We start from the raw sequence: 22373 nt of genomic DNA on the forward strand, positions 1-22373 counted from the left end.
GGTTATCTTTGTTGTCAGTCGTTCCAGGTTCGGGCGTCGGCCATGGCGACCAGCACCTTGCGGGCACCGTCGTAAGGGTCGCGGCCGTGCGAATACAGCATGTTGTCCAGCAACATCAGATCGCCGCCCTGCCAGGCAAAGGACAGCTTTTCTTCCTCGTAGACGGTACGGATGGCCTCCAGCACGTCTTCTTCCAGTGGCTCACCGTCGCCGTAATAGGCATGCCGGGGCAGGCGCGCCTCGCCAAAGGTCTGCAGCAAGGCCTGACGGTTTTCCTCGGTATGGTTGGAGACGTGGAACAGATGGGCCTGGTTGAACCAGACCTTGTCGCCGGTGTGCGGGTGAACGGCCACGCCAGGGCAAACCTGCTCAGTGCGCAACTGGTCATCGTCCAGCCACTCGTAGCGGATGCCATTGCGCTCGCAGTAGGCATTGACCTCCTCGCGGGTATCGGCCTGGAATACCTCCTGCCAAGGCAAGCCCACGCTGCTGTAATTGCGCACGTACTTGACCCCCTTGCGCACAAACTTTTCACGTATGTCCGCTGGCATACGCTGGTACACCACGCGGCTGTCCGCCACAGGCGTGGCCCCGCCCTGTTCGGCCGCAACGAGGCACAGAAAGGCAATCTTCATTGGCCACTCGTGCGAATAGGCATTCTCGTTGTGCTGGGGAATGCTCTCTTCCTTGGGGTACTCGGTCGAGGTGTAGACGTTTCCCCGCAGCTCGGTCCGGGGCGTGGAGCGGTTGCTGTAGGACAGCAGCTCACCACCGAAGAGACCGGATGCGATGGTGGCGAACTGGCCGCTGCTGATGACATTGAGTCCGCGCATCAGCACGACGCCTTCACGCTCCAGCCGCGTATTGATGGCTGTGCGGTGGTGGCTTATCCAGTCACCCAGCTTCTGGCCTTCCAGCACCACGGGGTAGGTGATTTCCAGCAGCCGTTCAGGCGTGCAGTAGGGAGTTGTCTTCATCGCACTTTCCTCAGATTTCGATTTCAATCAAGTCTTCGCCAGCTTCCTGCGGGCGAGTAGTCAGCAGCAGGGCGTCGACCAGGGTGGCTAACGACCGGACAGAATGGTTTTCCATCAGCAGGCGGACCGGGATATGCACCCCCATCGCCAGTTGCAGTTCATTGGCCAGGCGGGTGACCAGCAGCGAGTTGCCGCCGGCATCGAAGAAACGCTGTTCGACCGAGAGCTGTTGGCGCTGCAGCAGGCCACTCATGATCCGGTGCAGGGTTTGCTCAGTTGGCGTCGCCGGCCCTTGCACGACCGGGACTGACTGCTCGCCGAGTCGCCGCAGCAAGGCCTGCCGGTCGGGCTTGCCGTTGCCGAGCAAAGGCATGTCGTCGAGCGCGACGATGACGCGAGGCAGCATGTAGTCGGGCAGGCTGCGGCGCAGCGCGGCCTGGGTTGTCGCCAGGTCAAACCGGCCTGAGTCCACCACGAAGCTGGCCAGGGCATCCTGCCCGGCAGCATCCCTATGGAGCAGGGTCACCGCATGGCTGATGCCGGGCAGGCGTAACAGGCTGGTATCGATTTCCGCCAGTTCCACACGGAAGCCACGCAGCTTGATCTGGTCATCGAAGCGCCCGCCGAACTCGATCCGCCCCAAGGCATCAAGGCGCACACGGTCGCCTGTGCGGTAATGGGGTATCCACTGCCCGCCGGCGCTTTCAAGCTGTATGAAGGCCTTATCGGTCAGGTCGGCTCGCTTGTTGTAGCCAAGGCTGACCGCTGGGCCACCTATTACCAGCTCACCCCAGCAGCCGTGCGGCACATCCCTGCCGTCTACCTGTATGCGCAAGGCCTCGCCTGGTAGTGGCAAGCCTAGCGGCGCCACGTCAGGCAAGGATTGCAGGTCGATCTCATGGGTGAGGCAGCCTATGGTGGCCTCGGTCGGGCCATAGTGATTGATCACGCGGCAGCCCCTCGCCTGGCAGGTAGCGCCTATGGCTTGCAGCAGCTCGCGCCGCAGCACTTCGCCGCCCAGTATCAGGAAACGCTGTGGCACGGGCGCCGGATACAGCGTGTCATCGCACAAGGCGGCAAAATGCCCCGGCGTAATTTTCATGACATCGATGCCCTGCTGCTGCACATAGCGGCTCACGGCGGCGCCATCGAGCATCAGTGCGCTGTTCATGAGATGCAGGCAGGCACCATGCCAAAGGCCCAGGTACAAGGTGGTGTTGCCCAGATCGGTATGGAAGGCCGAATTGACAGCATAGTGGCTACAGACCTCGAAACCGTAGCGTTCGGTCATGGCTGCCACATAGTGGGCGAGGTTGGCGCGGCTGACCCGCACGCCCTTGGGCATGCCGCTCGAGCCCGAGGTGTAGATCAGATAGGCCTCGGTATCGGGGGATATGCCGCCCTCCGGCAGTACCGTGCCTTGGTAGTCCGACAACCAGTCGGGGTCGGCTATACCGTCGAGCAGTACCACATCCACGGCGCCCACTGCCATGGGCGACAGTGTCTCGGCATACCCCAACAGCACCGTGGCGTCAGCGTCGGCCAGGACAAAGTCCAGGCGCGCTGCCGGCAGCTTGGCATCCACCGGCACATAGGCAGCACCCAAGGCCTGAGCCGCCAGCATGGCAACCAGGCCACCCACCGTACGGTCGGCACACACTGCCACGCGGCTGCCTTGCACCACGCCACACTCGGCCAGCAGGCAGCCGAGGCGGCATACCTTGTCGGCTAGCTGGGCATAGGTCAGCTGCAGATCGCCATCGCGGACGGCGGCGGCAGTGGGTGTCAGGCTAGCGTGGTGGAAAACCCGGTCGGCAATACAGGTGCTGGTCTCGTAGGGATGGGCCATGGCCACCGTTGGCCACGCCGCAGCCAGGCCCAATTGGGCAGGGATCTCGCAAACCGCTTGCTGCAGCAGCTCAGGCAGGCGACGCAGGAGTTGCAGGTAGCCATCCAGCATGCGCTGCATGCTGGCCTCGGAGAACAGCGACTCAGCGTAGAGCCACTCGATCTCCAGGCCCTGTGCGCCGGGTGCCGCCGATACCATGAGATCGAATTTGGTGTTGGCCTCGTCTGCACGCAGCATCTGTACGGCCAGCCCATCCAGCGCCAACTCGCCTGCCACCTGGGCATGCAGCACAAACCACAGTTGGAACAGCGGATTGAAGCTACGTGACTGGGCCGGTGCCAGGGCGTCGAGTACATGAGAGAACGGCACTTGGTGATGGCCGAGATGCTCAGTCCACTGCGCCGCATTCCGACTCGCCACCGCCAACAGGGAGTCTTGCGGTTGGTAGCAGGTACGCACCAGCTGCGTGTTGATGAAGCACCCAATATTGGGATACAGCTCGGTATGAAACCGCCCACTGACCGGGGTGCCTACCAGCACATCGCGCTGCTGGCTGTACTCCCCTACGATCACGGCAAACGCAGCTTGCAGCAGGCAGAAGAGCGATATCTGCTGCGACGCCGCCAATTGCTGCACCGCAGCCATGCTGCTTGGGTCCAGTTGCCCGCGCAGCACCCGTCCCTGGTGGTTTGCCTTTTCAGGCCTCGCCCTATCCAGGGGCAGCTCATGCTGCACCGGTACACCTGCTAGCTGATCACGCCAATACTGGGCAGCCTGCTCGAACGCTGGGCTGCCTTCCTGGGCCAACTGATGGAGGGCATAATCCTGGTAGCTCAACTGCAGCGGTGCAAGCTCTGCGGGCTCACCGCCCTTGCATTCCCTGTACAGGGCCGTCAGTTCTGCCAACAGCTTGCTCAGCGACCAGCCATCCACAGCCATGTGATGCAGGGTCACCAGCAACACATGCTCGTCCTGCCCCAGCGCCAACACGCGGGCGCGGATAGGGAGATCCCGTTCCAGGTCAAACGAGCGCAGCCGCTCCTCCTGCAGTGCTGCCGCCACCACGGACGCGCGCTCCGATGTCGACATAGCGGCCAGGTCTTGCCAGTCCAGGTCGAAATCCTGTGCATCGCGCGGGCACAACACTGCCGTCTGGCCCCGACGTACGACGCTGCAAGACAAGGGCTGATGCCGTGCAATGATGCGCCGCAAGGCTTCGGTCAGCGCGACCCGGTTCAAGGGGCCACTCAAGCGGTATGCGCCGGGTACGTTGTACTCATGGCTACCGCCATTCAGCAGATGACTCAGCCACATCTGCCGCTGCACGAACGACATGGGCACCTCATCCAGCGGCGCACTACGCGGTATTGGGGGCGTACTGTCGGTGAGCAGTGCCCGGCATGCATCCACCCGCTCAGCCTGCAATCGAATGGTGGGCAGCTTCAGGACGTCGACCAAGGTCAGCCGGATGCCATAGCATTCATTGAGGTCGGCCAGGATGCGCATGGCCGCCAGAGAATGCCCTCCCTGCTCGAAGAAGTTGTCATCCAGGGACGGTGTCGTACCAGGCAGCGCCTTCGTCCAGCACTGCCAGACTCGCTGTTCTGTCTCATTGGCGGCGCCGTGCACAGCGGTATCGTGCTGTGCCAGAGGCAGGCCCATGCTGCGCAGGCGCTCCCGGTCTATCTTGCCGTTGGGGTTGAGGGGCAGTTGGTCGATCAGCGCAATATGGGCCGGTACCATGTAATCCGGCAGGCTGTAGCGCAGATGGCTGGCCAGTGCCGCTGGCAGGCTACCGGCCTCGACATCACCGCGGGGCCGTACATGGGCGCACAAGCACTTGTCTGCCGCCATGCTACCCACCACCACCACCGCCACTTCCAGCACATCGGGATGTTGACGCAGACAGTTTTCTATCTCGTCGATCTCGATACGGAAGCCGCGTATCTTCACCTGCTGGTCTAGCCGGCCCAGGTAATCCAGCTGGCCGTCCGGCCGCCAGCGTACCTGGTCACCGGTCTTGTATAGGCGCCCCGGCATACCGGGGGCCGGATCAGCGATGAAACGCGCGCGTGTCAGTTCGTCCTGGTTCAGATACCCCAAGGCGACGCCAGCGCCGCCCACCCACAACTCGCCAGGCTCGCCCAGGGGCAGCAGGCGTCCGTGGGCATCTACGACATAGCAGGTCGAACCATTGACAGGCTTGCCTATAGGAATGGGCTGACAGGGGTCGCCATGCGCAACAACCACGGCACAGGCGCTGAATATCCCGTTTTCGGTGGGGCCATAGCCATTGATGAAGACGATATCCGGCTTCATGGCTTGCAGCTTGCAGACAGCGGCTGGCGGTACCACATCGCCACCCGCCAGCACAAAGCGCAAGCTGGGAGGCACCGCCTTGAGCTTGCCCACCCAGGTATCGAACAAACCTGCTGTCAGCCACAGGGTGTTGACGCCGTTGGCTTCGATCTGCCGGGTCAATTCATCCAGATCCGGCATGCTGCTGTTTCGCAGCACCAAGGTGCCGCCATTGAGCAGCGCGGTCCAGATTTCAAAGGCCGCAACATCAAAGGCGATATTGGCCGCCTGCAGCGTGACGGTGGCCGGTCCCAGCGGTAGGAAATCAGGGCCATCCACCAAACGCATGATGGCCGACTGCGGAATGATGACCCCCTTGGGGAGGCCAGTGGAACCCGAGGTGTAAAGTATCGAGGCTGGCAGGGTCGCGATCTCCTGCCCCAGGGGCGGTAGCAGTGCCGTACCATCAGTCAGTGCCAAGGCCGCGATGAAATCTGGGGCGTCCAGGTTCACGCAAGGCACGCCCAGCATCGTCGCCTTGGCTTGCCCTGCCGTATCCGTCAGCAGGAGTGCTGGCTGGGCGTCTGCCAGAATATGCATCAGCCGCTGCGGCGGGCAGGCTGGGTCCAGCGGCACACAGGGGCGACGCAACATGGCGATAGCCAGCAAGGCCACTATCGCAGCGGGCGCAGGCTGCAGGTGTATTGCCAGCGGTGCCGTGTCATCGGCTGTGTTCTCACGCAGCCAGCCAGCCAGGCGGCGCGCCTGCTGCTGCAGCGCTGCATACTGTAGTTCGCCGGCATGAGACTTTAGGGCCACTGCCTCAGGGTAGCGCTCACACATGGCATCGAAGCGGGTTGCCATGTCGATACCGCCGAGGGGGAAGGCCTTGCCTTGACCCCAGTCTTGCACCAGCAGCGCCTCTGCCGGCGGGACCAAGGCGACCTTGTCCAGCACCAACGACGGATCACGCTCAAACTGCTCGGCGATATACATCAGCCTGTCCAGTAGCAGCGCCGCCTCCATCGGCGTGAAGTACGCCTCGTTGACATCCACCTGCAGTTGCATGGCCTGGTGGCTGCCAAAATCGCAGACATTGAACGAGAAGGGAATCTGCGCCCAACGATTCGCCAGATAGTGCGTTTCCGTCTGCAGGTAGGTTTCGTCGGTCTGGTAGTCCAGCTTGAGATAGTTGAATTGCAGATCGAACATCCGGGCATGTCGCCCACCCACGGCGCGAGCCCCGCGTACCCGCTCTGCCATGGAGACCTCCTGGCTGCGCACGCAGTGCGTCATCGCCTGCTTGGTCATCGCCATCAATGCGCCTATGCCGCCCTGCTGAGCCAGTGACATCGTGCAGGGCACCACGTTGACGTAACTGCCGACGATGGTTTTCTCCTGCCCCCGGCGATTGTGGGTAGGTAAGCCTATGACCAGGCAGTCCTGCTGCTTCAACACCGAGAAATAGGAGAACACCAGCGACAGCAAGAAATGGTGCAACTGGAATCCATGGGCCTGGGCCAGCGCCGACCAGGCCTGGACCTGCTGTTCACTGAGATCGCGTACCACCCGTACGCTGGGCTGCGGCGTGGCTACCAGCGTTCTGGGGGACAACAGCGGCATAGCCGTGCCGCCTGCCTGGGCGGCTGGAATGGCAGCGGCAGGCCGACTCTCATGGCGCTGACGCCGTGCCGCAATGCTTTGCAGAAAGCTGGTTTCCGGTACGGCAGGTGGGGTGCCACGACCTGTCTGAGCTAGATAGCCCGCCACCAGCCGCCGCACCCATAGCCCAAAACCCCAGCCATCAATAACAAGGTGGTGTGCCACAGCGCAGTACCAGTATTCATGCGGCCCTACCTTGACCAGGGCAGAACGGTGCGGCGCCTCGCTATCCAGCTGGAACCGGTACTCGAACAAGCCATCCAGCCATTCCCTGGCAGCCTGGGCTGGCACCTTGGCCTGCGTGAAATCATGCAATGCCAGCACATGCACCTGCTGTTGCAGGTATTGCTGCGGCACGCCGGACTCAAGACGGAAGCGGATCTGGAAAGCATCGTGGCCCGCCACTGCGTGCTCGAAAGCACGGCAGAACGCCTCCTCATCCACCGCCTCGCGCAACACAACATAGCCGCCGATGTTGTAGAGCGGTACATGTGGATTGATGGCTTGGTCCAGAAAGATATCTAGCTGCGCCGGTGACAGGTCCACGCAGGAATTAGACTGGTTCATATGCATTGCTACCCATGATTGGCACAGCTTGGCCCCAGGCGGATTGCGCAATCGCAGGCAACAGACCCCCGATGCGCCCGCATTGCGGGGCATAAACACACGGAAACGGATTCAGCGGATGGCGAGGGAGAGCTCGCCATCCCTAGGTTCAACCTGCGTGGCGCAGGCTAGGGCACAGGCGGCTCCACGCGCTTGGGCTCCAGCCGCAAGTGATAGCGAGCCTGGCCAGCCATTAGCGGTAGCGGCTTACCTTGCTGCCACTCTTGATGACCACTACGGAAATAGGGCGAGAGCGGATTCGCCGACTGACCTGCCGGCATCGTCAGGAACCCGTCCTGTTCGTGGCCGGGCGATACCACCAGGCGCATTGCGGGACCAAACGATTGGGATTGCGCCAGCACGGTATTGCTATCGCCGTTCATCTCCACGCTGGGCATGTCGAGGAAGCGGCCAAGCAAGGGCAAGCTATTGCTCATTGGATGCCTGATCTCCGACCGGTTTGCATCGCCCCAGCGCGCCTTGGCCAAGTCACCGCCGTAGCGTGCCTTGTAGGGCTGGTAGACCTTCTCCAGCAGCACTTGGCGGTAGTAGTCGCCCCAACTGGCTTGCCCGGTTGGCACCAGTGCGGCTGGCTGTTGCGACACCACACGCCATAGCGGTGTTTCCCAATTGGGTACCAATTCATACCAGCGCAGCTCGGGTTCCCGCTTCAGCAAGTCCTGCAGCAAGGCGGGCATCACCCCATCGGCCAACTCATCGCGGAAGCGGCGGACCACCCGGTAGGCGGCAGAGTCCACACTGGCATGACCATTCCACTGCCCCAGTACCTTGGCCAGTTCATGCTTCTCTGGCGTATCCGGCATATCGGCCACCACATTGCTGACGAGGCCATGCCAGCGCTTCATCAGAGGCGCGGTATCATCGAGTTGCAAGGCATGCATATCCTGCTCGCGCAGCTTGCCACTGGATGCCAAGCGATCATGGATGCGCATCGCACGCACGCCCAGCGCAAATTGCGAGCCCTCACCGATCTTCTTCAGATCATCGCCATCAACCACGCGGTTGTTGGCCGTCCACAAGTAGTCACGATCACTACTGGAGCGCACCGGGTACTCGTCCGCACCCAGCCAGCCGGACCATCCCGTGCCAGCACCCCAGCCTTGCGGCAGCGTTCCGGCCAGACCAACCCGACGCGGTATGCGGCCTGCGATGGTCCAAGCCGCATTGCCCTGAGCATCGGCCAGAACGAGGTTCATATGTGGCATGCCTGCCACTGCGGCAATTTGCCTGGCCCCTGCGATGGACTGCTCGCGTATCAGTGGGAACAGGCTCAGGTTGTTGCCTTCCGCGTAGTGCGCCACCCAGCTCAATGCATATGCCGCCTGTTCGTCCTCCCCGACTATCGGCCCCCAGCGCGTTTCGCGTACCTCCAGAATGACATCGGCACCACCTTTGACTGCAATGGTCTCGCGCATCACCTTGCTTGCCCCAGCCAGCGCCGACTTCTCCACGCGGACCAGATCACTCCAGTCGCCGTTGGCATTGGTCAGGCCCCAGGCGATGCTGCCATTACTGCCAGCCACCAGCATAGGCAGGCCAGGTACGCTGACCCCAACGGCGGGCGCCAGTCGGTCTGCGCTGGCAATATTGATGCGGTAGAAAGTATTGGGTTGCTGCAAAGGCAAGTGCATGTCATTGGCCAGCAGCGCACGCCCATCTACGCTCTTGCGACCTGACACCACCCAGTTGTTGCTGCCGACGATGTTCTCGGTCATGCGCCGGCGACCATCGGTCTCCGTCACCCAGCCATCGCGCACCGCATCTGTGGCGGCAACCGCCAGTGGCTGCCTGAGCAACTTGGGCAGCGCCATGCTGATGCGCGCCTCAGGCGCATTTGCTGTTGTCATGGGGGTATCCCATTCCGTGCGGTTGGCCAGGATGAAATCGGCAAATTCTGCATCGTACTGGCGCACCAGCTTCTGCCTCGCCATCTCGGGGTGGGTGCCACCGTCTTCTTGCAGCAGCATGTACATCGCCATGTTCACCAAGAGCGTATCCTCTTCACGCCACGGCTGCGGAGAGGTAAACAACATCGCATACTCGAAAGGGGCTGCCTTCAGTTGCTTGAGGCCCTCATTCACCCCCGCCACGTATTCGCGCAGCACCACCCGCTGGTCGGCCGGCAGTAGGGTCACGAATGATTGCGCCCGGGCACGGAAGCGATGCAGGCGTGCTCGCTTGTCGCCTTCCACGGCACGGCTGCCGTAGAGCGCGGCCAGTTCGCCAGCTGCCTTACGCCGCATCAGATCCATCTGAAAGTAGCGCTCCTGTGCGTGCAGAAAGCCGATGGCGTAGGCGGCATCATGCATGTCGGCAGCCTTGATAACAGGCGTACCTCTCTCATCACGCTCTATCGACACCGCCTGCCGCACCCCTGCGACGTGCACCGTGCCGTCAAGCCGCGGCTTGCTGCGCACCATCGCCACATAAAGCAAGCCCAGCACTGTCACCAGTGCAACCAGGCAGACGCTGCATGCTATTGCCAAATACTTGGAAAACCGCTTCAAAATATCCCCCTGCTCTATTCAGATGGGAACCAACAGGTCCCGAGAATGCTTTACCCATACCACCCACATCAGGATCAGGTGATCAGTCCCCGACCGGCATCCACCTGCCTGGCCGTCGTGATACCCAAGGCAGATAGCGTCTGCTCATCGATTTCTATCCAGAACGCCAGAACAGGTTTGCCATCGATCAACTGTGGCGCTGAGACGCGATGGACATTCACCCCCATGCGGCGAAGCAGACGCTCATTGCCCACTGCGGAGAAGGCGATCAAGCGCTCGGCGCCCTGCTCTGAGGCCACCCGCACGATGTCGGCCATCAGCGCACAGGTATTGCGCCAGGCCTGTTCTCCGGTCAGCCGCATACCTTCGGGCGTGCTGATGGCAAAGCGCGACAACTCCCAGATCTGCGCCGAGCGCGGCAGCGGAATGTCACCCATCAAACCCGGGAAGACCTCACCCAGCAGGTAGGGGCCGCTGGTGGGCAGGAGCCGACCACAGCCACACACCCGGCCCTGGTCATCGTGTGCCACCACATAGAGCGTATCGGCGCGATCGAACGAATCACGCTCCAGCCCCTCTTCCGTCTGCAGGGGCCAGCCCAGCTCACGTATGAACACTCGATGGCGATACTGCGCCAGCGAAACCTCCATGCCTCCCCGCAGCTGCTCACGGGTGCCAGAAACCATCTGTAACATCGCGCGACCCACTCTTTTTGTTTATTGGATGGAGCGCATTTAACGAGTTAGCTAGGATTTGCAGTAGCTGCCCATTTGGGCAGGCAGCAGTACCGGTCTATGAACGCAGCATAATGCCAATTGAATAACGCATCACACTTCATTGTTTTTATTATAAAAACCCCACTGAATAACTCCCTGCCCTCCGTCTAAGCCACAATAAGCAATACACTCGCCTCGCCAACCACATGGGCCGATGCCGCAACAAAACTCGGTTTATGCACATAGCACAGGCATTCATCATACGAATACCCTTACAGGGTAATTAGCCCCACCAATAACCCTATAAGGGTAATAACGTTTAAGCCCAACGCGCATAGCCCACGGCAAAAATAAGAATTTTTGCTTACATATCAATCAGTTACAAACAAAAAAGCCCCTTTGCCAATAGCATGACAAAGGGGCTTTTACAGGCAAGCAAATAAGCCTCAGTGGCTATATCAGCAATTACTGCTTAATGGGGCAGGCCGGCATGACCTCCAATGCAAACAACACCTGCCAATCATATTCATTGATCCAGGACTCCAGTAACCGCCCCGTTTGAATCGCACCTAAGTCATAGCCTGCATCGCAACGAAGCATGACATTGCTGCTAATACCGCCAGGTGCCAGCATGATTCCGCCAGAAGGGTCGTACAAATACCACGCCCAACCTAAACTAATGCAAGGTTTACGTGCATCTGAAACATATTCACAGTAACCTGCATCAGTCGCCTGAACCCCTTGCTGCAGCAATTCTGAAAGCAAGTCCATATCCGACCAAGCCATGTTGAGATGAATGCGTACACAGCGGAGTTCCGTATAGGTCAGCCGTATCAATCCATCAGGTGCTAGCGTGTGCATACACGCCTCTCCCGGTTTGATCGACACTGCGTCCCCCACCATCCTGGGTCTATCCCTAAAGCGCTAGGTTTCATGCCCTTCTCATTTAATTTCATGTGCCTAAAAGTGACCCGTCGCCGCATCCTACCCACTTCGATCTCTCGCTGACACTGTCCGTTCGGGCATGCTGACAACCTCGGAATAAACCGCTATGGCCAACTGGCGCGAAACATACTTGGAGCTGTTTTCATCTGCCGATACCGATACGGTCCTGTTCGAACGACTCGCGAAGAGCGTCGTCGAACTAGGCTTCGAGCATTGCTCCTTTGGCTTGCGCATTCCCCTACCTGTCAGCGCCCCTAGCTTCTCCCTGCTTTCCAATTACCCAGATAGATGGGTGCAGCATTACGTTGCCAATGACTATTTCCTTCAGGACCCAACCGTCAAACACGGCCTGACGGAGTCCATGCCGCTGCAGTGGTCGGCTACGACCCAGCAGGACCACCATGAATTCTGGGAAGAAGCACAGCAGCACGGTCTAAGCCATGGGTGGTGCATGCCCTGCCATGGCAAATACGGCCTGACCGGCATGTTGTCCTTGGTGCGATCCGGAGAGGCGCTGGATGAAGCAGAGCTCAACGCCAAGGAACTGCAGATGGCCTGGATCTCCAAGCTGGTACATGGCGCCATGACCCAATTGATCGCCCCCAAGCTGATGCCGGAATGCGATATCGAACTGACTGCGCGTGAACGGGAAATCCTGCGTTGGACCGCCACCGGCAAGACCTATCTTGAAACGGGCATGATTCTGGGTATTGACGACCGGACAGTCAAATTCCACCTGGTCAACACCATGCGCAAACTCAACGCTGCCAACAAAACCGAGGCGGCGATCAAGGCCTCCATGCTGGGCATGTTGTTCTGACGCACCGGTAGTCACAGCCAATCTGCGAAAAACCTAACGCAACCCACTGACGGGCAATGACACCCCATCGCCCAGCCTCTTTTGCATGAATACACTGAGCGGATGCTCGGGGTAGTCACCGAACGCACCGCATAACTGAAAACCGTGCTTTTGGTAAAAGGCCAGTGCGGCAGTTTGATACGGACCGGTCTCAAGTTGCAGCAGGCGGCAACCACGCCGATATGATTCCGCTTCGAGTTTCGCCAGCACCTTGGCTGCCGCGCCCTGCGCGCGGTAGGCTGGGCGCACGAACATGCGCTTGAGCTCGCCCGCCTCAAGCTGCAGAACGACGGCACCACAAGCAACGGCCATACCCTCCTCATCCCTGGCAACGACAAACACGACGTTCTCTTGTTGCAGGGCAGAGAGGTCCAGCGCGTAACGTGCTTCGGCTGGATACAAGCTATCCTGATATGCATCCAGCTCCGCAATGAGCGACACTACTTCAGGCTGGTTGGGCGGTTCTAGTTCTATACGCATGGGGGATGTTGAGGCCTTAAAGCGATTGAACGGACATCAGGGTCCGCTGAGGAATTGTTATTGCAGGCCGCCATTGCCGTGCTTCAAACCCGCCGCGCCCGATTGCCCAGCGGCCATGGCTAACCTTCATGGTGATACTGGATTTACGCCAAGCAAGCTAGACATGAACGAAGCCCGCCCAGCGCCAGTCTGGCGCTGGTACCTGCTCAGCCCGTCACCCAGCCATGACTTGCGTTCCTCACAGGCTTTCCGCCGAATCGGGGGAAATCACCTCCCAGGTCCCGAACTGACTCAACCCAGCCGTCCTTGCCAAGGCGGCGGACACCTGGTTGTCCACCTGGCAGCGGTATTGCGGCTGGTAGCCCAGACCACAGGCATGGCGGCTGATCGCACGCACTACACGGCTGGCGTGGCCCCTGCCCCGGCTTGACGCCAGCGTGAGCACGCCCATATCGGCAAGTTTCTGGCCCTCCCAAGGGTACATGCTGGCGGCGCAGACCAGGCGCTCGCCCTCGAAGGCACCGAATACCAGCCAATGATCGAGTTCGACATAGGCATCGTCCAGATCCTGCTCAGAGACCGCTGCCTGGAACTCGGCAAACACCGCCTCATCAGCCGCAGTCAGCTGGCGTAGGGTGTGTACCGGGGCCTCTTCCAACAGCACACGCTTTGTGGCTTCGGAAAAATAGAAAACATAGTCGGCGCCATGCAGGGCAACCTGCCCATCGCGCAGCTTTTGCCGCAATACCTGCTCGGTCAGCCCCTGGCCGCTGCCCAGATCCAGCTGGTCCGCCAGTGCTGGCGTCATGACGGCACTCGTATGGCCATCCGCGGTCGCCAGCAGCATCACCCGCCTGTCCTCACTGAGTGCCGGGTTTACGGCCAGCGTCAATTTGCCCTCGCGGCACCGTATCTCGCCGCCGAGGAAAGCGGCCTGCCAAAAATTTTCAATCTCATGAGAAAACAAGGACATCTAATCTGATCACTTTACGGTCATGGCATGCTGCACGGCCTTCGCCGCAGGCAGGCGTACAGCACAAAAGATCAAGCATGCTACGGAGCCCAAGGCACTGCCATAGCAGCAGCTGGCCAGGGCCCTCCCAGCAAACCCGCGAAGGTCTGCCAGGCAGGCGCCAATGCCTCTGCTATGGCAAGACGGCACACCAAGCCAGCAAGGACTCGGCTACCCAAGCCTAGTGGTGATGGCCATGCTCACCGTGGACATGCTGGTGTTCGATTTCCTCAGCAGTCGCAGCGCGTACATCGATTACCTTGAGGATGAAGCGCATGGCTTTGCCGCACAGCGGGTGGTTGCCATCGAGCAGCACGGTTGGCCCCTTGATCTTGGTGACAAAGTAATAGCGCGGCTCGCCATCCGGCCCCCGGCGCTGTATCTGGCCACCGACCTTGACCCTCGGAGGAAACTCGGCCTTGGGCATGGTCGTCACCAGTGCTTCATCGCGCTGGCCAAATGCGTCTTCGGTAGCCAGTTCAACCGTGGCCTGGTAACCCGGCTCCTGCCCTTCCAGCGCAGCCTCGATCTTGGGGAAGAGGTTGTCGTAGCCGCCGTGCAGGTAGGCCGTCGGCTGTTTGCCCTCGTCGTATACAAAGCCTTGGGTGTCTGTCACCTTCATCAGCAGGGTGACTGCAGTATTCTTTTCTATCTTCATGGGGAGAACTTCTTGCGTAGGTAAAAGGTTTGCTACTTGCTACGGCCGCAGCAACTTGCTGATGCAGCCCCGCCTTGCTCGGCACAGCCTGCATCCAATGCCATATTGTTCCTTAGACAGCGCACCGACGGGAAGCAGAAGTTGGTCATAGGCGTAGAAGTGCTGTCTATCTACTCGCCGTTGTATAGGCAGACGGATAGATAGCCAGGAGCCCGTCTACCTGTTTGCAATCCAGTGCCGGCATGCGTATTTTCATGGCTTGTGGAAACGGAACGAGATAGACGGCATGCTTGCCAAGCCAACCAAGCCTACACGCTTGAGCATGCCTGGACGCCACGAAAGGCCCGCATGACTGACCGAGTACGATGTAAAAACCCCAGCTGTGAGCACCGGATCTTGCCGGATACGGCTGCGAGAAACGACGGCCTGTGCATGCCCTGCGTACACGCAGCGGCTAGGCGCGAAAAAGCCGCGTATATCCAAGCACACCGGCACGATGTGTATGCGTTCGAGGGCATTACCAGCCCTGTCGAAATACTGAAGCTGGTTCATCGCCCTCGCCCCTTCGATCCGCTCATCAACTGGTTACCCTACCCGACGCGAACAGACAGGCTTTACCTCAATCTCTCGGCCGAGGAGGCGCGCTGCCTGGCAGACCATGCAGCACGCTTGGCAGGTACCGAGCGCCACGAGGAAGCGGAAGAGATAAGCCTTTGCCTGGCGGCTTTTACCGACACCAACCTTGATGCCTGCCTGCGACGATTTGTCGACCTAGGCACGCTATGGCCAAGTCTACCGTTTCATCGTTCTCCACCTGATGTGAGGGATGCACTGATAGCCCGGCTGGAGTCTGATATCGATGTACTCCAGCGCAATCATGTCTTGTTGGCATTGGCATGGATAGGCGATGCCGTGGTCGTCGAACAATTCGCCCAATGGGTGCGTCATCCCCCCTGCTGGGGCGAGACGCTCCATATTGCCCCGCAGGATTATGCTCGTGAGGCGGGCTGGGAACTGACCAGCGGCGGCCAACGACGCAACTTGTATTTTTCCACCTGTACGCCGCTTGAGCGAGGCGCCAACGCTACGGATTCCGGCATCAGGACAACGATAGCGCGCACTGACAATTGCCCCCAATGCGCGATGCCACTTACCAACCTGTTCGAGCTGAGCCCCAACGCCTGCGACTTACCCGAGCTGGAAAACTGGCGTGTGTCGGTCGCCATCGCCAGCTGTGAACGCTGCACATGCGCGGCCACGGTTTTCGGATGCGTGGACGACAGCGGGCAAGCACATTGGTCGCCAAAAAACATCCTTCCGGCGCCTTTGCCAACGGATACAGGCGCATACGACAAGCTACCGAGCAACGTCCTGAGGGCTGGCCCACAACGCCCGCCCTTGTTTGCCGCACATGAGTTCCTGCCCACCACGTTCTCGCAGCTTGGTGGGCACCCTACGTGGATACAGGATGCTCGGTATCCCCTGTGCCCAGACTGCGAACAAACCATGATGTTCCTGGGTCAACTCGATCATCAAGACATGGAAGACGGTACGGAAGGCATCTATTACGCCTTCATCTGCCTGGCCTGCAGGACAACTGCAACGTCCTACCAGCAATCATAGCGATGCATCGATAGGTTACATACTGCGTAAAGGCAAGCTGGCACTGGGCCAGCACAAGTTGCGAGGCCATGCCGGGGCTAGCCATCGTGCTGCTGATCTGCGAGGAAATGGGCAATAAGCTGCTGCGTGTATTTGACCTCTGGATCGACATCCTCGGCATCACCCGGATGGTGATACTCGCCCTGATCAAACGCGCAATACACCTCGAACATGGCTTGCGGAATCGTTGCATCGTGATCAGCCCAGTACGGTGCACTGGTCCCAAGGCTGAAGACTGCATTCATGATGACGTCCGCGTCGTAGTAACACATGGCGCCACATGAATACTGGATTGCCACATGACGCGAAAGCCGATTCAGCACATCCGGCGCAGAAGCGGCCGAAGCAAGCGCCGCCTCCTTGAGCAAGCCGTATTCAATGACGCCGGAAAGCGCTGCGTCGAGTAAGGGCAATAACGGTTGCGGTAATGTTTGCATGGCATGGTTTTACGAGTAAGCGCTGGCTAAGCTGGTTCTGCCAGCCTGGCAGCAACGCTGCAAGGGACCGCTGTTGCGGGGCTATTGATCTTGACCAGCATGCTGCCCAGCATCGGGCGACTCTTTAGTCCGGCGCATGGACTCCAGCACGGCCAATGCTGCCCGCAATTGGGCGGCATTCTCAGGCTGGTGAAGGCTCACGCCAGACTGTTGCGCGACCCGTTCGATGACGGCCTCACGCGCCAGCCCCAGCTTATTGGCAACATGCAGCGCGCAAGAGCGCGCATGGGATGCCCGGTGCAAGAATGGCACCGTCTCGTCCAGCAATTTACGTCGATGCGAGCTGAACGACATTCAATGGCTCCCCTACTTGTCTCATGCCCTTGGTTTGGCGCTGTGTGAGTAGGGGGTAGCCTACTACATGCCTTGAGGGCGGCTCCAGCGTTTCAGTTTTGATGCGGCGCACCATTATCGGATGGACGGTATGGACGCCCCGCATGCCAGCCCTCCATGGAGTCACTATAAATATATTGCTACCGGCTGTTGCCTGCGTGGCAAGCATCGGTAAGGCACCACCCTTGTGGTGCATATATGGGGAGTCCACGACATGACACTGGCGAATATTCCTATCCGCGGCAAGCTCTTGTTGCTGCTGGCCCTGCCCTTGCTGTGCCTGTTGCTGGCGGCAGCCAGTTGGGCGTGGTCTGGCTATCAATTGGCCCAACAGCTGGAAGCCACCACACGCCTGACGGTGCTGGCCGACCGCGCCGGCACGCTGATCCATACCTTGCAGGTTGAGCGTGGCACTAGCGCCGGTTTCCTGTCCAAGGCTGATGGTAATGCCGGCGTGCTCACCGAACCGCGTGCCAAGGCGGATCAGGCCGCTGCAGATTGGCGTGCAGCCTTGGCCGCCAATCCGGCCGGCGGCGAGCTGGGCCAGGTGCTCACACGCAGCGTAGCGGGCCTGGCCTCGTTGTCGAACGTGCGCAGCGAGGTCGACCGCAGAAGCCTGGCGCCGGCTGCCGCCATCAGTGCCTACAGCGAACGCATCGAAACGCTGCTGGGCGTGGTCGATCAACTCGCCTTGGTGAATGATGAACCCGAGCTGTTGCGGCAAACCCAGGCGCTGATCGGCCTGCTTTGCTACAAGGAGGAATCCGGCCGCGAGCGGGCCTTGCTCAATGGCGCCTTCAGTGCCGGCAAGATAGACCTGGCGCAGGGGCTCAAGGTCAGCAGTAATGTGGCACGCCAGCAGGTCTGTGCCCGCCAGTTCGATCAATATGCGGGCGCTGCGCTACGCCAGCAGCACGCCGAACTGCAGCAATCGGCCGACTTTACCGGCACGACCGCCCTGCGGCAGCAGGCGCTGGCGGCCATAGGCGCGGAGCAGTTGCAAGGCGATGCCCAGCAATGGTTTGCTACCTCGACCGCCCGCATCAATGCCTTGCATGTGTTGCAGGGCCGTCTGCTGGGCGAGCTGTCCGGCACGGCGACCAGCAGCCGCGATGCGGCTTACCAGCAGCTCTATTGGTCGCTGGGCTTGCTGGCCGTGGTATTGCTGGTAGTCGGCGCCATCGTGTTGGTAGTGGCCCGCAGCATCATTCACCCTATCCAGCGGTTGGAGGGAGTGATGGATGGCGTGCGCGAGCATCTGGACCTGACCGAACGGGTACATCTAACGGGCACGGACGAGTTGGCCCGTATAGGCCGGGCGTTCGATCTGCTGCTGGACAAGCTGGCCGAAACCTTGGGCGATATCGGCCAGCGTGCAGTGGCAGTAACCGGCGCATCGCAGCAAATGGCCAGCACGGCCGGCGAGGTGGCCGGTGCCTCACACCTGCAATCCGAGGCGGTATCGGCCATTGCGGCGGCTGTAGAGGAAATGTCGGTCAGCATTTCGGCGGTGGCCGCCATCACCAGTGACTCGAAAACCCACGCCATGCGCACGCAGAGCCTGGCAGGGCAAGGCGCCGAGATCGCCGGCAAGACAGTAGGCGAGATGGAGCAGATGCGCGAGCAGGTCGATGAATCCAGCGCCGCACTGGCCCGCCTGCGCGAGCACTCAGGCGCCATTGGTGAGATAGTCGGGCTGATACGCGATATCTCTGACCAGACCAATCTGCTGGCACTGAATGCCGCCATAGAAGCCGCCCGTGCCGGCGAGCAGGGGCGCGGCTTTGCCGTGGTGGCCGACGAGGTACGCAAGCTGGCCGAGCGGGCAAGCAAGGCCACCAGCGAGATATCCCTGCTGATCAACCATATCCAGACCGATACGGTGCAGTCGGCCGATGCCATGCAGCAATCCTGCGGGCGCATGGACGGCGGCGTGCAACTGGTGCGAAGTGCCGCCGAGGCCTTGCAGCGCATCAACGACGAGGCCGTCATCACCGGCCAGGACAGCAACCAGATCGCCGCTGCCATGCAGGAGCAGCAGGTAGCCAGCGGACAAGTCGCCAACCGGGTGGAACAGATTGCCCAATTGGCAGAGGAAAACAGCCGCTCCATCGACCGGGCAGCCGACCTGGCGGGGCAACTGGACCAGCTGGCCGGCGAATTGCAGGGCTTGTTGCGGCGATTCCGACTGGCTTGATGCGTTTGCGCTCAGACTCTGACATTGAACGTCACTGCAGCTAAGCGAACGAAGACTGATGAGATGGTCATGCCGACTTGATTCAACAGATCACTTGCTGGCAAGGGGCAACAGCGCCGTTGTGCCCCCTTGCCTACTGGACTGATCGCCGCCGTAGGTGGCCCTACAGAGCGAGCAGGCTCCGTTTAGACCGGTACGCGCATCAGGTTAGGCGGCAAGTTGCCCCGGAAGATCGGCCGATTGGCGTTGTCGGTGATCAGCAGGTACTCATAGGTCGCGGCTGCATGGTGGCGTGAGTAGTAGAAGGCGCGGCGGCCACCCTGCGTGCGTATGGTCAGGCGCCCGTCCCTGCTGGCCGAAAGGTCGTACTCGCGCGCCGTGCCGGCACCGGCCGCGCCGGGGTTGGTGGTGTGGGGGCCACGGTCATGCCCGGGAAAGGGATTGTTGTTGTCTATCAGATTGCGCACAGCCGCCTGATAGACCAGGGGAATCTGGGCAAACCGGATATAGTTGCCCGGTGTACGGCCCCGCCAGGCGTGCTTCTGCACATCCAGCTCGGCATGGGCGGCAGCGACGCGCTCCACCACTTGCGACAGGAAGTCGCTTGTCGACACAAAAGCCATGTTGTCGCGGAATATTGCTGCGACCGCTTGGTCCAGGCAAAAACGGTTGAAATAGAAGTGCGGACGACCCGCCTGCTGCGCAGCGGAAAAGCGCTCTATCGTGGCCATCGCCTGTGCCTGGGCCAGCTGTATGCTGGCGCCGGTAATCAGTATCGTCATCATTTCTCCTTTGTTTGTTCTGTTTATCTCAGCCATTTATGAAAATGGCATGGGCGCGCACCATAGCATGAGATACGGCAAATCGGCGATAGCCCGCCGTGCCGAATTGGCGCGATGGTTGCGGCCTGCCAATTCAATGCCCGTTCTCCTAGCTGTGGGGATTTACCACGCCAAGTGATGCTCCAGCCCCCTATGAGCGGCATAGCCTCCTTCGTACCCCAGGGGAAAAGGCCTGTACTGTTGCCATGAGGCCTGGCGTATTGCTTGGTTTACCCCTCACAAACGGAACAACACTGGCAACCAGGCTCCGGCATATATAGTCTTGAGAGGTAGGTATTTCGCGTGTCATTGCGACTGCGAGTGGAGACTAATGTCAGGACAATGCCGCGCGCCCCTCAAACAGCTCGACCATGGGACGAGTGCCCTCAAACACCGCGTCAAACAGTTGCTTGATGCGTGGCACATGGCGCAATTCCAAACGGGTGAGGAGCCAAAGGTCGCTACTCCACACTTTGGGCGGCGACGGTAACACGCGGCATATGCTGGGCTCCAAATCGCCGAGATAGCACGGCAGCACGGCCAAGCCTGCGCCAGCTTTGACCAAATTCAATACGTTGACGTGGCTGTTGGTGCGCAGCACGGCGTTGGCGTCCAAGCCTTGCTGGTACAGCCACTTGGTGGAATCCAGGTGCGCGAAGGTCTCGTCGCCAGCAACCCAGGGGAAATCGGCCAGGTTGCTGGGTGTTGCGCCACCAATCTTCCGGGAGCGGTACACCGTGGACTCGATGCGGCACAGGCGCCTTGCCACCAGTGGATCCGCCGGCCGGCCGCCCGCACGAATGGCCACATCGGCCTCGCCTTTCAGAATGTCTTGCTGCACCGTGGAGGTGTTGATCAACAACTGCACACCAGCCCGCCGCTGGTAGACACTAAGCAAGGGTGCCAGGGCGGCATGCATGAGGGTGTCTGTGGTCGTCAACCGCACAACCCCTCCTGGCCAGGCCGCACGCTTACCGAGTTGCCGTGTTGCAGAGGCCAACTCGGTTTCCATATCAGCGGCAACTTGCAATAGCTCTTGCCCGGCCTCAGTCAGCGCGTAGCCAGCCCGGCTGCGCTCAAACAAACGCACGCCAAGCTCGGCTTCAAGAGATCCCAGGCGACGAAAAACGGTAGCATGGCTGACCCCTAATTTGTCGGCAGCTGCGGTCAGTGATCCAGCACGACCAATGTGTAAGAAGAAACGTAAGTCGTCCCAGGATTTAGGGCTTTGGGTCATGGTGGGTTACCACAGATTGCGAAAGCGCGAGTTTGCATTTTTGACATGATAGCTTGCACAGATGGATGAAAGGAAAACCGACCAACCACCTATACTTCGCTGCCTATATCGCCCACCCCAAGAGCAAACTGGCATGACAAACCCTACAACCAGCCTCCCCAGCACCGGTGCTGCTTCTGACTTCGATTTCTTTGTCGGTTCCTGGCAGATACAGCACAGTCGTCTCAAGGAACGGCTGACCGGCTGCCAGGAGTGGGAACACTTTGAGGGCAGCTCTTCCATGCAAAAGCTGCTGGGAGGCTGTGCCAATGTGGATGACAACGTGATCCACCTGCCCGATGGTTATTACCGGGCCTTGACCATCCGAAGCTTTGACGCATCAATTGGTTTGTGGTCGATTTGGTGGCTGGATGGTCGTCATCCAGGTCGGCTCGATACGCCCGTTGTAGGTGGCTTCAAAGACGGCAAGGGCTACTTCTACGCCGATGACACGCACAACGGCCAAGCCATTCGCGTTCGCTTCTTGTGGACTCAATGCTCTGAACTGGGGCAGCCACGCTGGGAGCAAGCGTTCTCCACCGATGGCGGGGACAACTGGGAAGTCAATTGGGTGATGGACTTCCGCCGTACCGATGGCATGGCAGGAACACCAGCATGCCTGTAATCGAGATCCGCAGCTACCGGCTTGTGCCAGGCAGCGGAGATCGGTTCCACCAGCTGATCAGCCAACAAAGCCTGCCCCTGATGCTGGCCTGGGGCATTGACGTCCTGGACTTTGGACCGTCGCTCCACGACAGGGATTGCTACTTCCTGATTCGCGCCTTCCAAGATTTAACCAACCTGGAAGCCGTCCAGGCGGCCTTCTATGCGAGCCCTAACTGGCGCAACGGTCCACGAGAAGCCATCGTGAGTCTGATCGCATCAGACAGCAATGTGGTGATAGAGATGAGCCACGATCGCGTCGAGGCCTTGCGCAACCGAACCATCACCAGCAATGGACAGCTCGCCGACTAACTTGCCCCGAAGCATTAGTCCA

Annotated in this window: 17 protein-coding genes; 5 read left to right on the forward strand and 12 right to left on the reverse strand. The window is 60.2% G+C overall.

All coding sequences use genetic code 11. From position 1 onward, the window contains the following. Positions 1-14: 14 nt before the first annotated feature. The 5 genes from QWZ03_RS16290 to QWZ03_RS16310 all read right to left on the reverse strand — a co-directional run bounded on the left by QWZ03_RS16290 (position 15) and on the right by QWZ03_RS16310 (position 11497). Positions 15-977 carry a TauD/TfdA family dioxygenase gene (locus QWZ03_RS16290; RefSeq protein WP_290333683.1) on the reverse strand — a complete coding sequence of 321 codons (963 nt, stop codon included), beginning with the start codon at positions 975-977 and terminating at the stop codon, positions 15-17. A 10-nt stretch (positions 978-987) separates the two neighbouring features. Next, complete coding sequence (locus QWZ03_RS16295) at positions 988-7353, reverse strand: non-ribosomal peptide synthetase (protein ID WP_290333684.1); 6366 nt, start codon at positions 7351-7353, stop codon at positions 988-990. 167 nt (positions 7354-7520) lie between these two features. Next, a complete protein-coding gene (locus tag QWZ03_RS16300) occupies positions 7521-9863 on the reverse strand; it encodes a penicillin acylase family protein (protein ID WP_290333685.1) in 2343 nt (780 codons plus the stop codon). A 131-nt stretch (positions 9864-9994) separates the two neighbouring features. Further along, the gene (locus tag QWZ03_RS16305) at positions 9995-10615 is read right to left on the reverse strand and encodes an acyl-homoserine-lactone synthase (protein WP_290333686.1); all 621 of its coding nucleotides are present in this window, start codon (positions 10613-10615) and stop codon (positions 9995-9997) included. 486 nt (positions 10616-11101) lie between these two features. Beyond that, complete coding sequence (locus tag QWZ03_RS16310; RefSeq protein WP_290333687.1) at positions 11102-11497, reverse strand: DUF4902 domain-containing protein; 396 nt, start codon at positions 11495-11497, stop codon at positions 11102-11104. Between the two features lie 190 nt (positions 11498-11687). Between QWZ03_RS16310 and QWZ03_RS16315 the strand changes: the two genes are divergently transcribed. Further along, a complete protein-coding gene (locus QWZ03_RS16315; protein WP_290333688.1) occupies positions 11688-12401 on the forward strand; it encodes a LuxR family transcriptional regulator in 714 nt (237 codons plus the stop codon). A gap of 33 nt (positions 12402-12434) precedes the next feature. Here the strand turns inward: QWZ03_RS16315 and QWZ03_RS16320 are convergent, their stop codons facing one another. From QWZ03_RS16320 to QWZ03_RS16330, 3 genes are all read right to left on the reverse strand, one after another. Continuing rightward, the gene (locus QWZ03_RS16320) at positions 12435-12842 is read right to left on the reverse strand and encodes a GNAT family N-acetyltransferase (protein WP_308447576.1); all 408 of its coding nucleotides are present in this window, start codon (positions 12840-12842) and stop codon (positions 12435-12437) included. 316 nt (positions 12843-13158) lie between these two features. Further along, complete coding sequence (locus QWZ03_RS16325) at positions 13159-13893, reverse strand: GNAT family N-acetyltransferase (RefSeq protein ID WP_290333690.1); 735 nt, start codon at positions 13891-13893, stop codon at positions 13159-13161. A 220-nt stretch (positions 13894-14113) separates the two neighbouring features. Then, positions 14114-14590 (reverse strand): FKBP-type peptidyl-prolyl cis-trans isomerase, encoded by a 477-nt coding sequence (locus QWZ03_RS16330; protein ID WP_290333691.1) that lies wholly within the window; start codon positions 14588-14590, stop codon positions 14114-14116. Between the two features lie 348 nt (positions 14591-14938). Here QWZ03_RS16330 and QWZ03_RS16335 point away from each other — a divergent pair, with 348 nt between their 5' ends. After that, positions 14939-16213: a hypothetical protein gene (locus tag QWZ03_RS16335; RefSeq protein WP_290333692.1), complete on the forward strand. Its 1275-nt coding sequence runs from the start codon at positions 14939-14941 to the stop codon at positions 16211-16213. A 77-nt stretch (positions 16214-16290) separates the two neighbouring features. Here QWZ03_RS16335 and QWZ03_RS16340 read toward each other — a convergent pair whose 3' ends face one another. After that, the gene (locus QWZ03_RS16340; RefSeq protein ID WP_290333693.1) at positions 16291-16689 is read right to left on the reverse strand and encodes a hypothetical protein; all 399 of its coding nucleotides are present in this window, start codon (positions 16687-16689) and stop codon (positions 16291-16293) included. Positions 16690-16770: 81 nt separating this feature from the next. Then, the gene (locus QWZ03_RS16345) at positions 16771-17043 is read right to left on the reverse strand and encodes a hypothetical protein (protein WP_290333694.1); all 273 of its coding nucleotides are present in this window, start codon (positions 17041-17043) and stop codon (positions 16771-16773) included. Positions 17044-17296: 253 nt separating this feature from the next. Between QWZ03_RS16345 and QWZ03_RS16350 the strand changes: the two genes are divergently transcribed. Then, positions 17297-19279 (forward strand): methyl-accepting chemotaxis protein, encoded by a 1983-nt coding sequence (locus QWZ03_RS16350; RefSeq protein WP_290333695.1) that lies wholly within the window; start codon positions 17297-17299, stop codon positions 19277-19279. Positions 19280-19464: 185 nt separating this feature from the next. Here the strand turns inward: QWZ03_RS16350 and QWZ03_RS16355 are convergent, their stop codons facing one another. Both QWZ03_RS16355 and QWZ03_RS16360 read right to left on the reverse strand, forming a co-directional pair. Then, the gene (locus tag QWZ03_RS16355) at positions 19465-20064 is read right to left on the reverse strand and encodes a hypothetical protein (RefSeq protein ID WP_290333696.1); all 600 of its coding nucleotides are present in this window, start codon (positions 20062-20064) and stop codon (positions 19465-19467) included. Between the two features lie 370 nt (positions 20065-20434). Beyond that, positions 20435-21337, reverse strand: coding sequence for a LysR family transcriptional regulator (locus QWZ03_RS16360; RefSeq protein WP_290333697.1), 903 nt, complete (start codon positions 21335-21337; stop codon positions 20435-20437). Positions 21338-21470: 133 nt separating this feature from the next. Between QWZ03_RS16360 and QWZ03_RS16365 the strand changes: the two genes are divergently transcribed. Further along, positions 21471-22001, forward strand: coding sequence for a DUF1579 domain-containing protein (locus tag QWZ03_RS16365; RefSeq protein WP_290333698.1), 531 nt, complete (start codon positions 21471-21473; stop codon positions 21999-22001). Next, positions 21992-22351, forward strand: coding sequence for an NIPSNAP family protein (locus tag QWZ03_RS16370; protein WP_290333699.1), 360 nt, complete (start codon positions 21992-21994; stop codon positions 22349-22351). Before QWZ03_RS16365 ends, QWZ03_RS16370 begins: the two co-directional genes overlap by 10 nt. Positions 22352-22373 lie beyond the last annotated feature (22 nt).

This window comes from Chitinimonas viridis (genome assembly GCF_030409555.1).
GTDB classification, from domain to species: domain Bacteria; phylum Pseudomonadota; class Gammaproteobacteria; order Burkholderiales; family Chitinimonadaceae; genus Chitinimonas; species Chitinimonas viridis.

Bases quoted from the DNA above. Each gene is read 5' to 3' on its own strand.
- QWZ03_RS16290 (WP_290333683.1), bottom strand. From the start codon at position 977: ATGAAGACAACTCCCTACTGCACGCCTGAACGGCTGCTGGAAATCACC.
- QWZ03_RS16295 (WP_290333684.1), bottom strand. From the start codon at position 7,353: ATGAACCAGTCTAATTCCTGCGTGGACCTGTCACCGGCGCAGCTAGAT.
- QWZ03_RS16305 (WP_290333686.1), bottom strand. From the start codon at position 10,615: ATGTTACAGATGGTTTCTGGCACCCGTGAGCAGCTGCGGGGAGGCATG.
- QWZ03_RS16310 (WP_290333687.1), bottom strand. From the start codon at position 11,497: ATGCACACGCTAGCACCTGATGGATTGATACGGCTGACCTATACGGAA.
- QWZ03_RS16315 (WP_290333688.1), top strand. From the start codon at position 11,688: ATGGCCAACTGGCGCGAAACATACTTGGAGCTGTTTTCATCTGCCGAT.
- QWZ03_RS16325 (WP_290333690.1), bottom strand. From the start codon at position 13,893: ATGTCCTTGTTTTCTCATGAGATTGAAAATTTTTGGCAGGCCGCTTTC.
- QWZ03_RS16330 (WP_290333691.1), bottom strand. From the start codon at position 14,590: ATGAAGATAGAAAAGAATACTGCAGTCACCCTGCTGATGAAGGTGACA.
- QWZ03_RS16335 (WP_290333692.1), top strand. From the start codon at position 14,939: ATGACTGACCGAGTACGATGTAAAAACCCCAGCTGTGAGCACCGGATC.
- QWZ03_RS16340 (WP_290333693.1), bottom strand. From the start codon at position 16,689: ATGCAAACATTACCGCAACCGTTATTGCCCTTACTCGACGCAGCGCTT.
- QWZ03_RS16345 (WP_290333694.1), bottom strand. From the start codon at position 17,043: ATGTCGTTCAGCTCGCATCGACGTAAATTGCTGGACGAGACGGTGCCA.
- QWZ03_RS16350 (WP_290333695.1), top strand. From the start codon at position 17,297: ATGACACTGGCGAATATTCCTATCCGCGGCAAGCTCTTGTTGCTGCTG.
- QWZ03_RS16355 (WP_290333696.1), bottom strand. From the start codon at position 20,064: ATGATGACGATACTGATTACCGGCGCCAGCATACAGCTGGCCCAGGCA.
- QWZ03_RS16360 (WP_290333697.1), bottom strand. From the start codon at position 21,337: ATGACCCAAAGCCCTAAATCCTGGGACGACTTACGTTTCTTCTTACAC.
- QWZ03_RS16365 (WP_290333698.1), top strand. From the start codon at position 21,471: ATGACAAACCCTACAACCAGCCTCCCCAGCACCGGTGCTGCTTCTGAC.
- QWZ03_RS16370 (WP_290333699.1), top strand. From the start codon at position 21,992: ATGCCTGTAATCGAGATCCGCAGCTACCGGCTTGTGCCAGGCAGCGGA.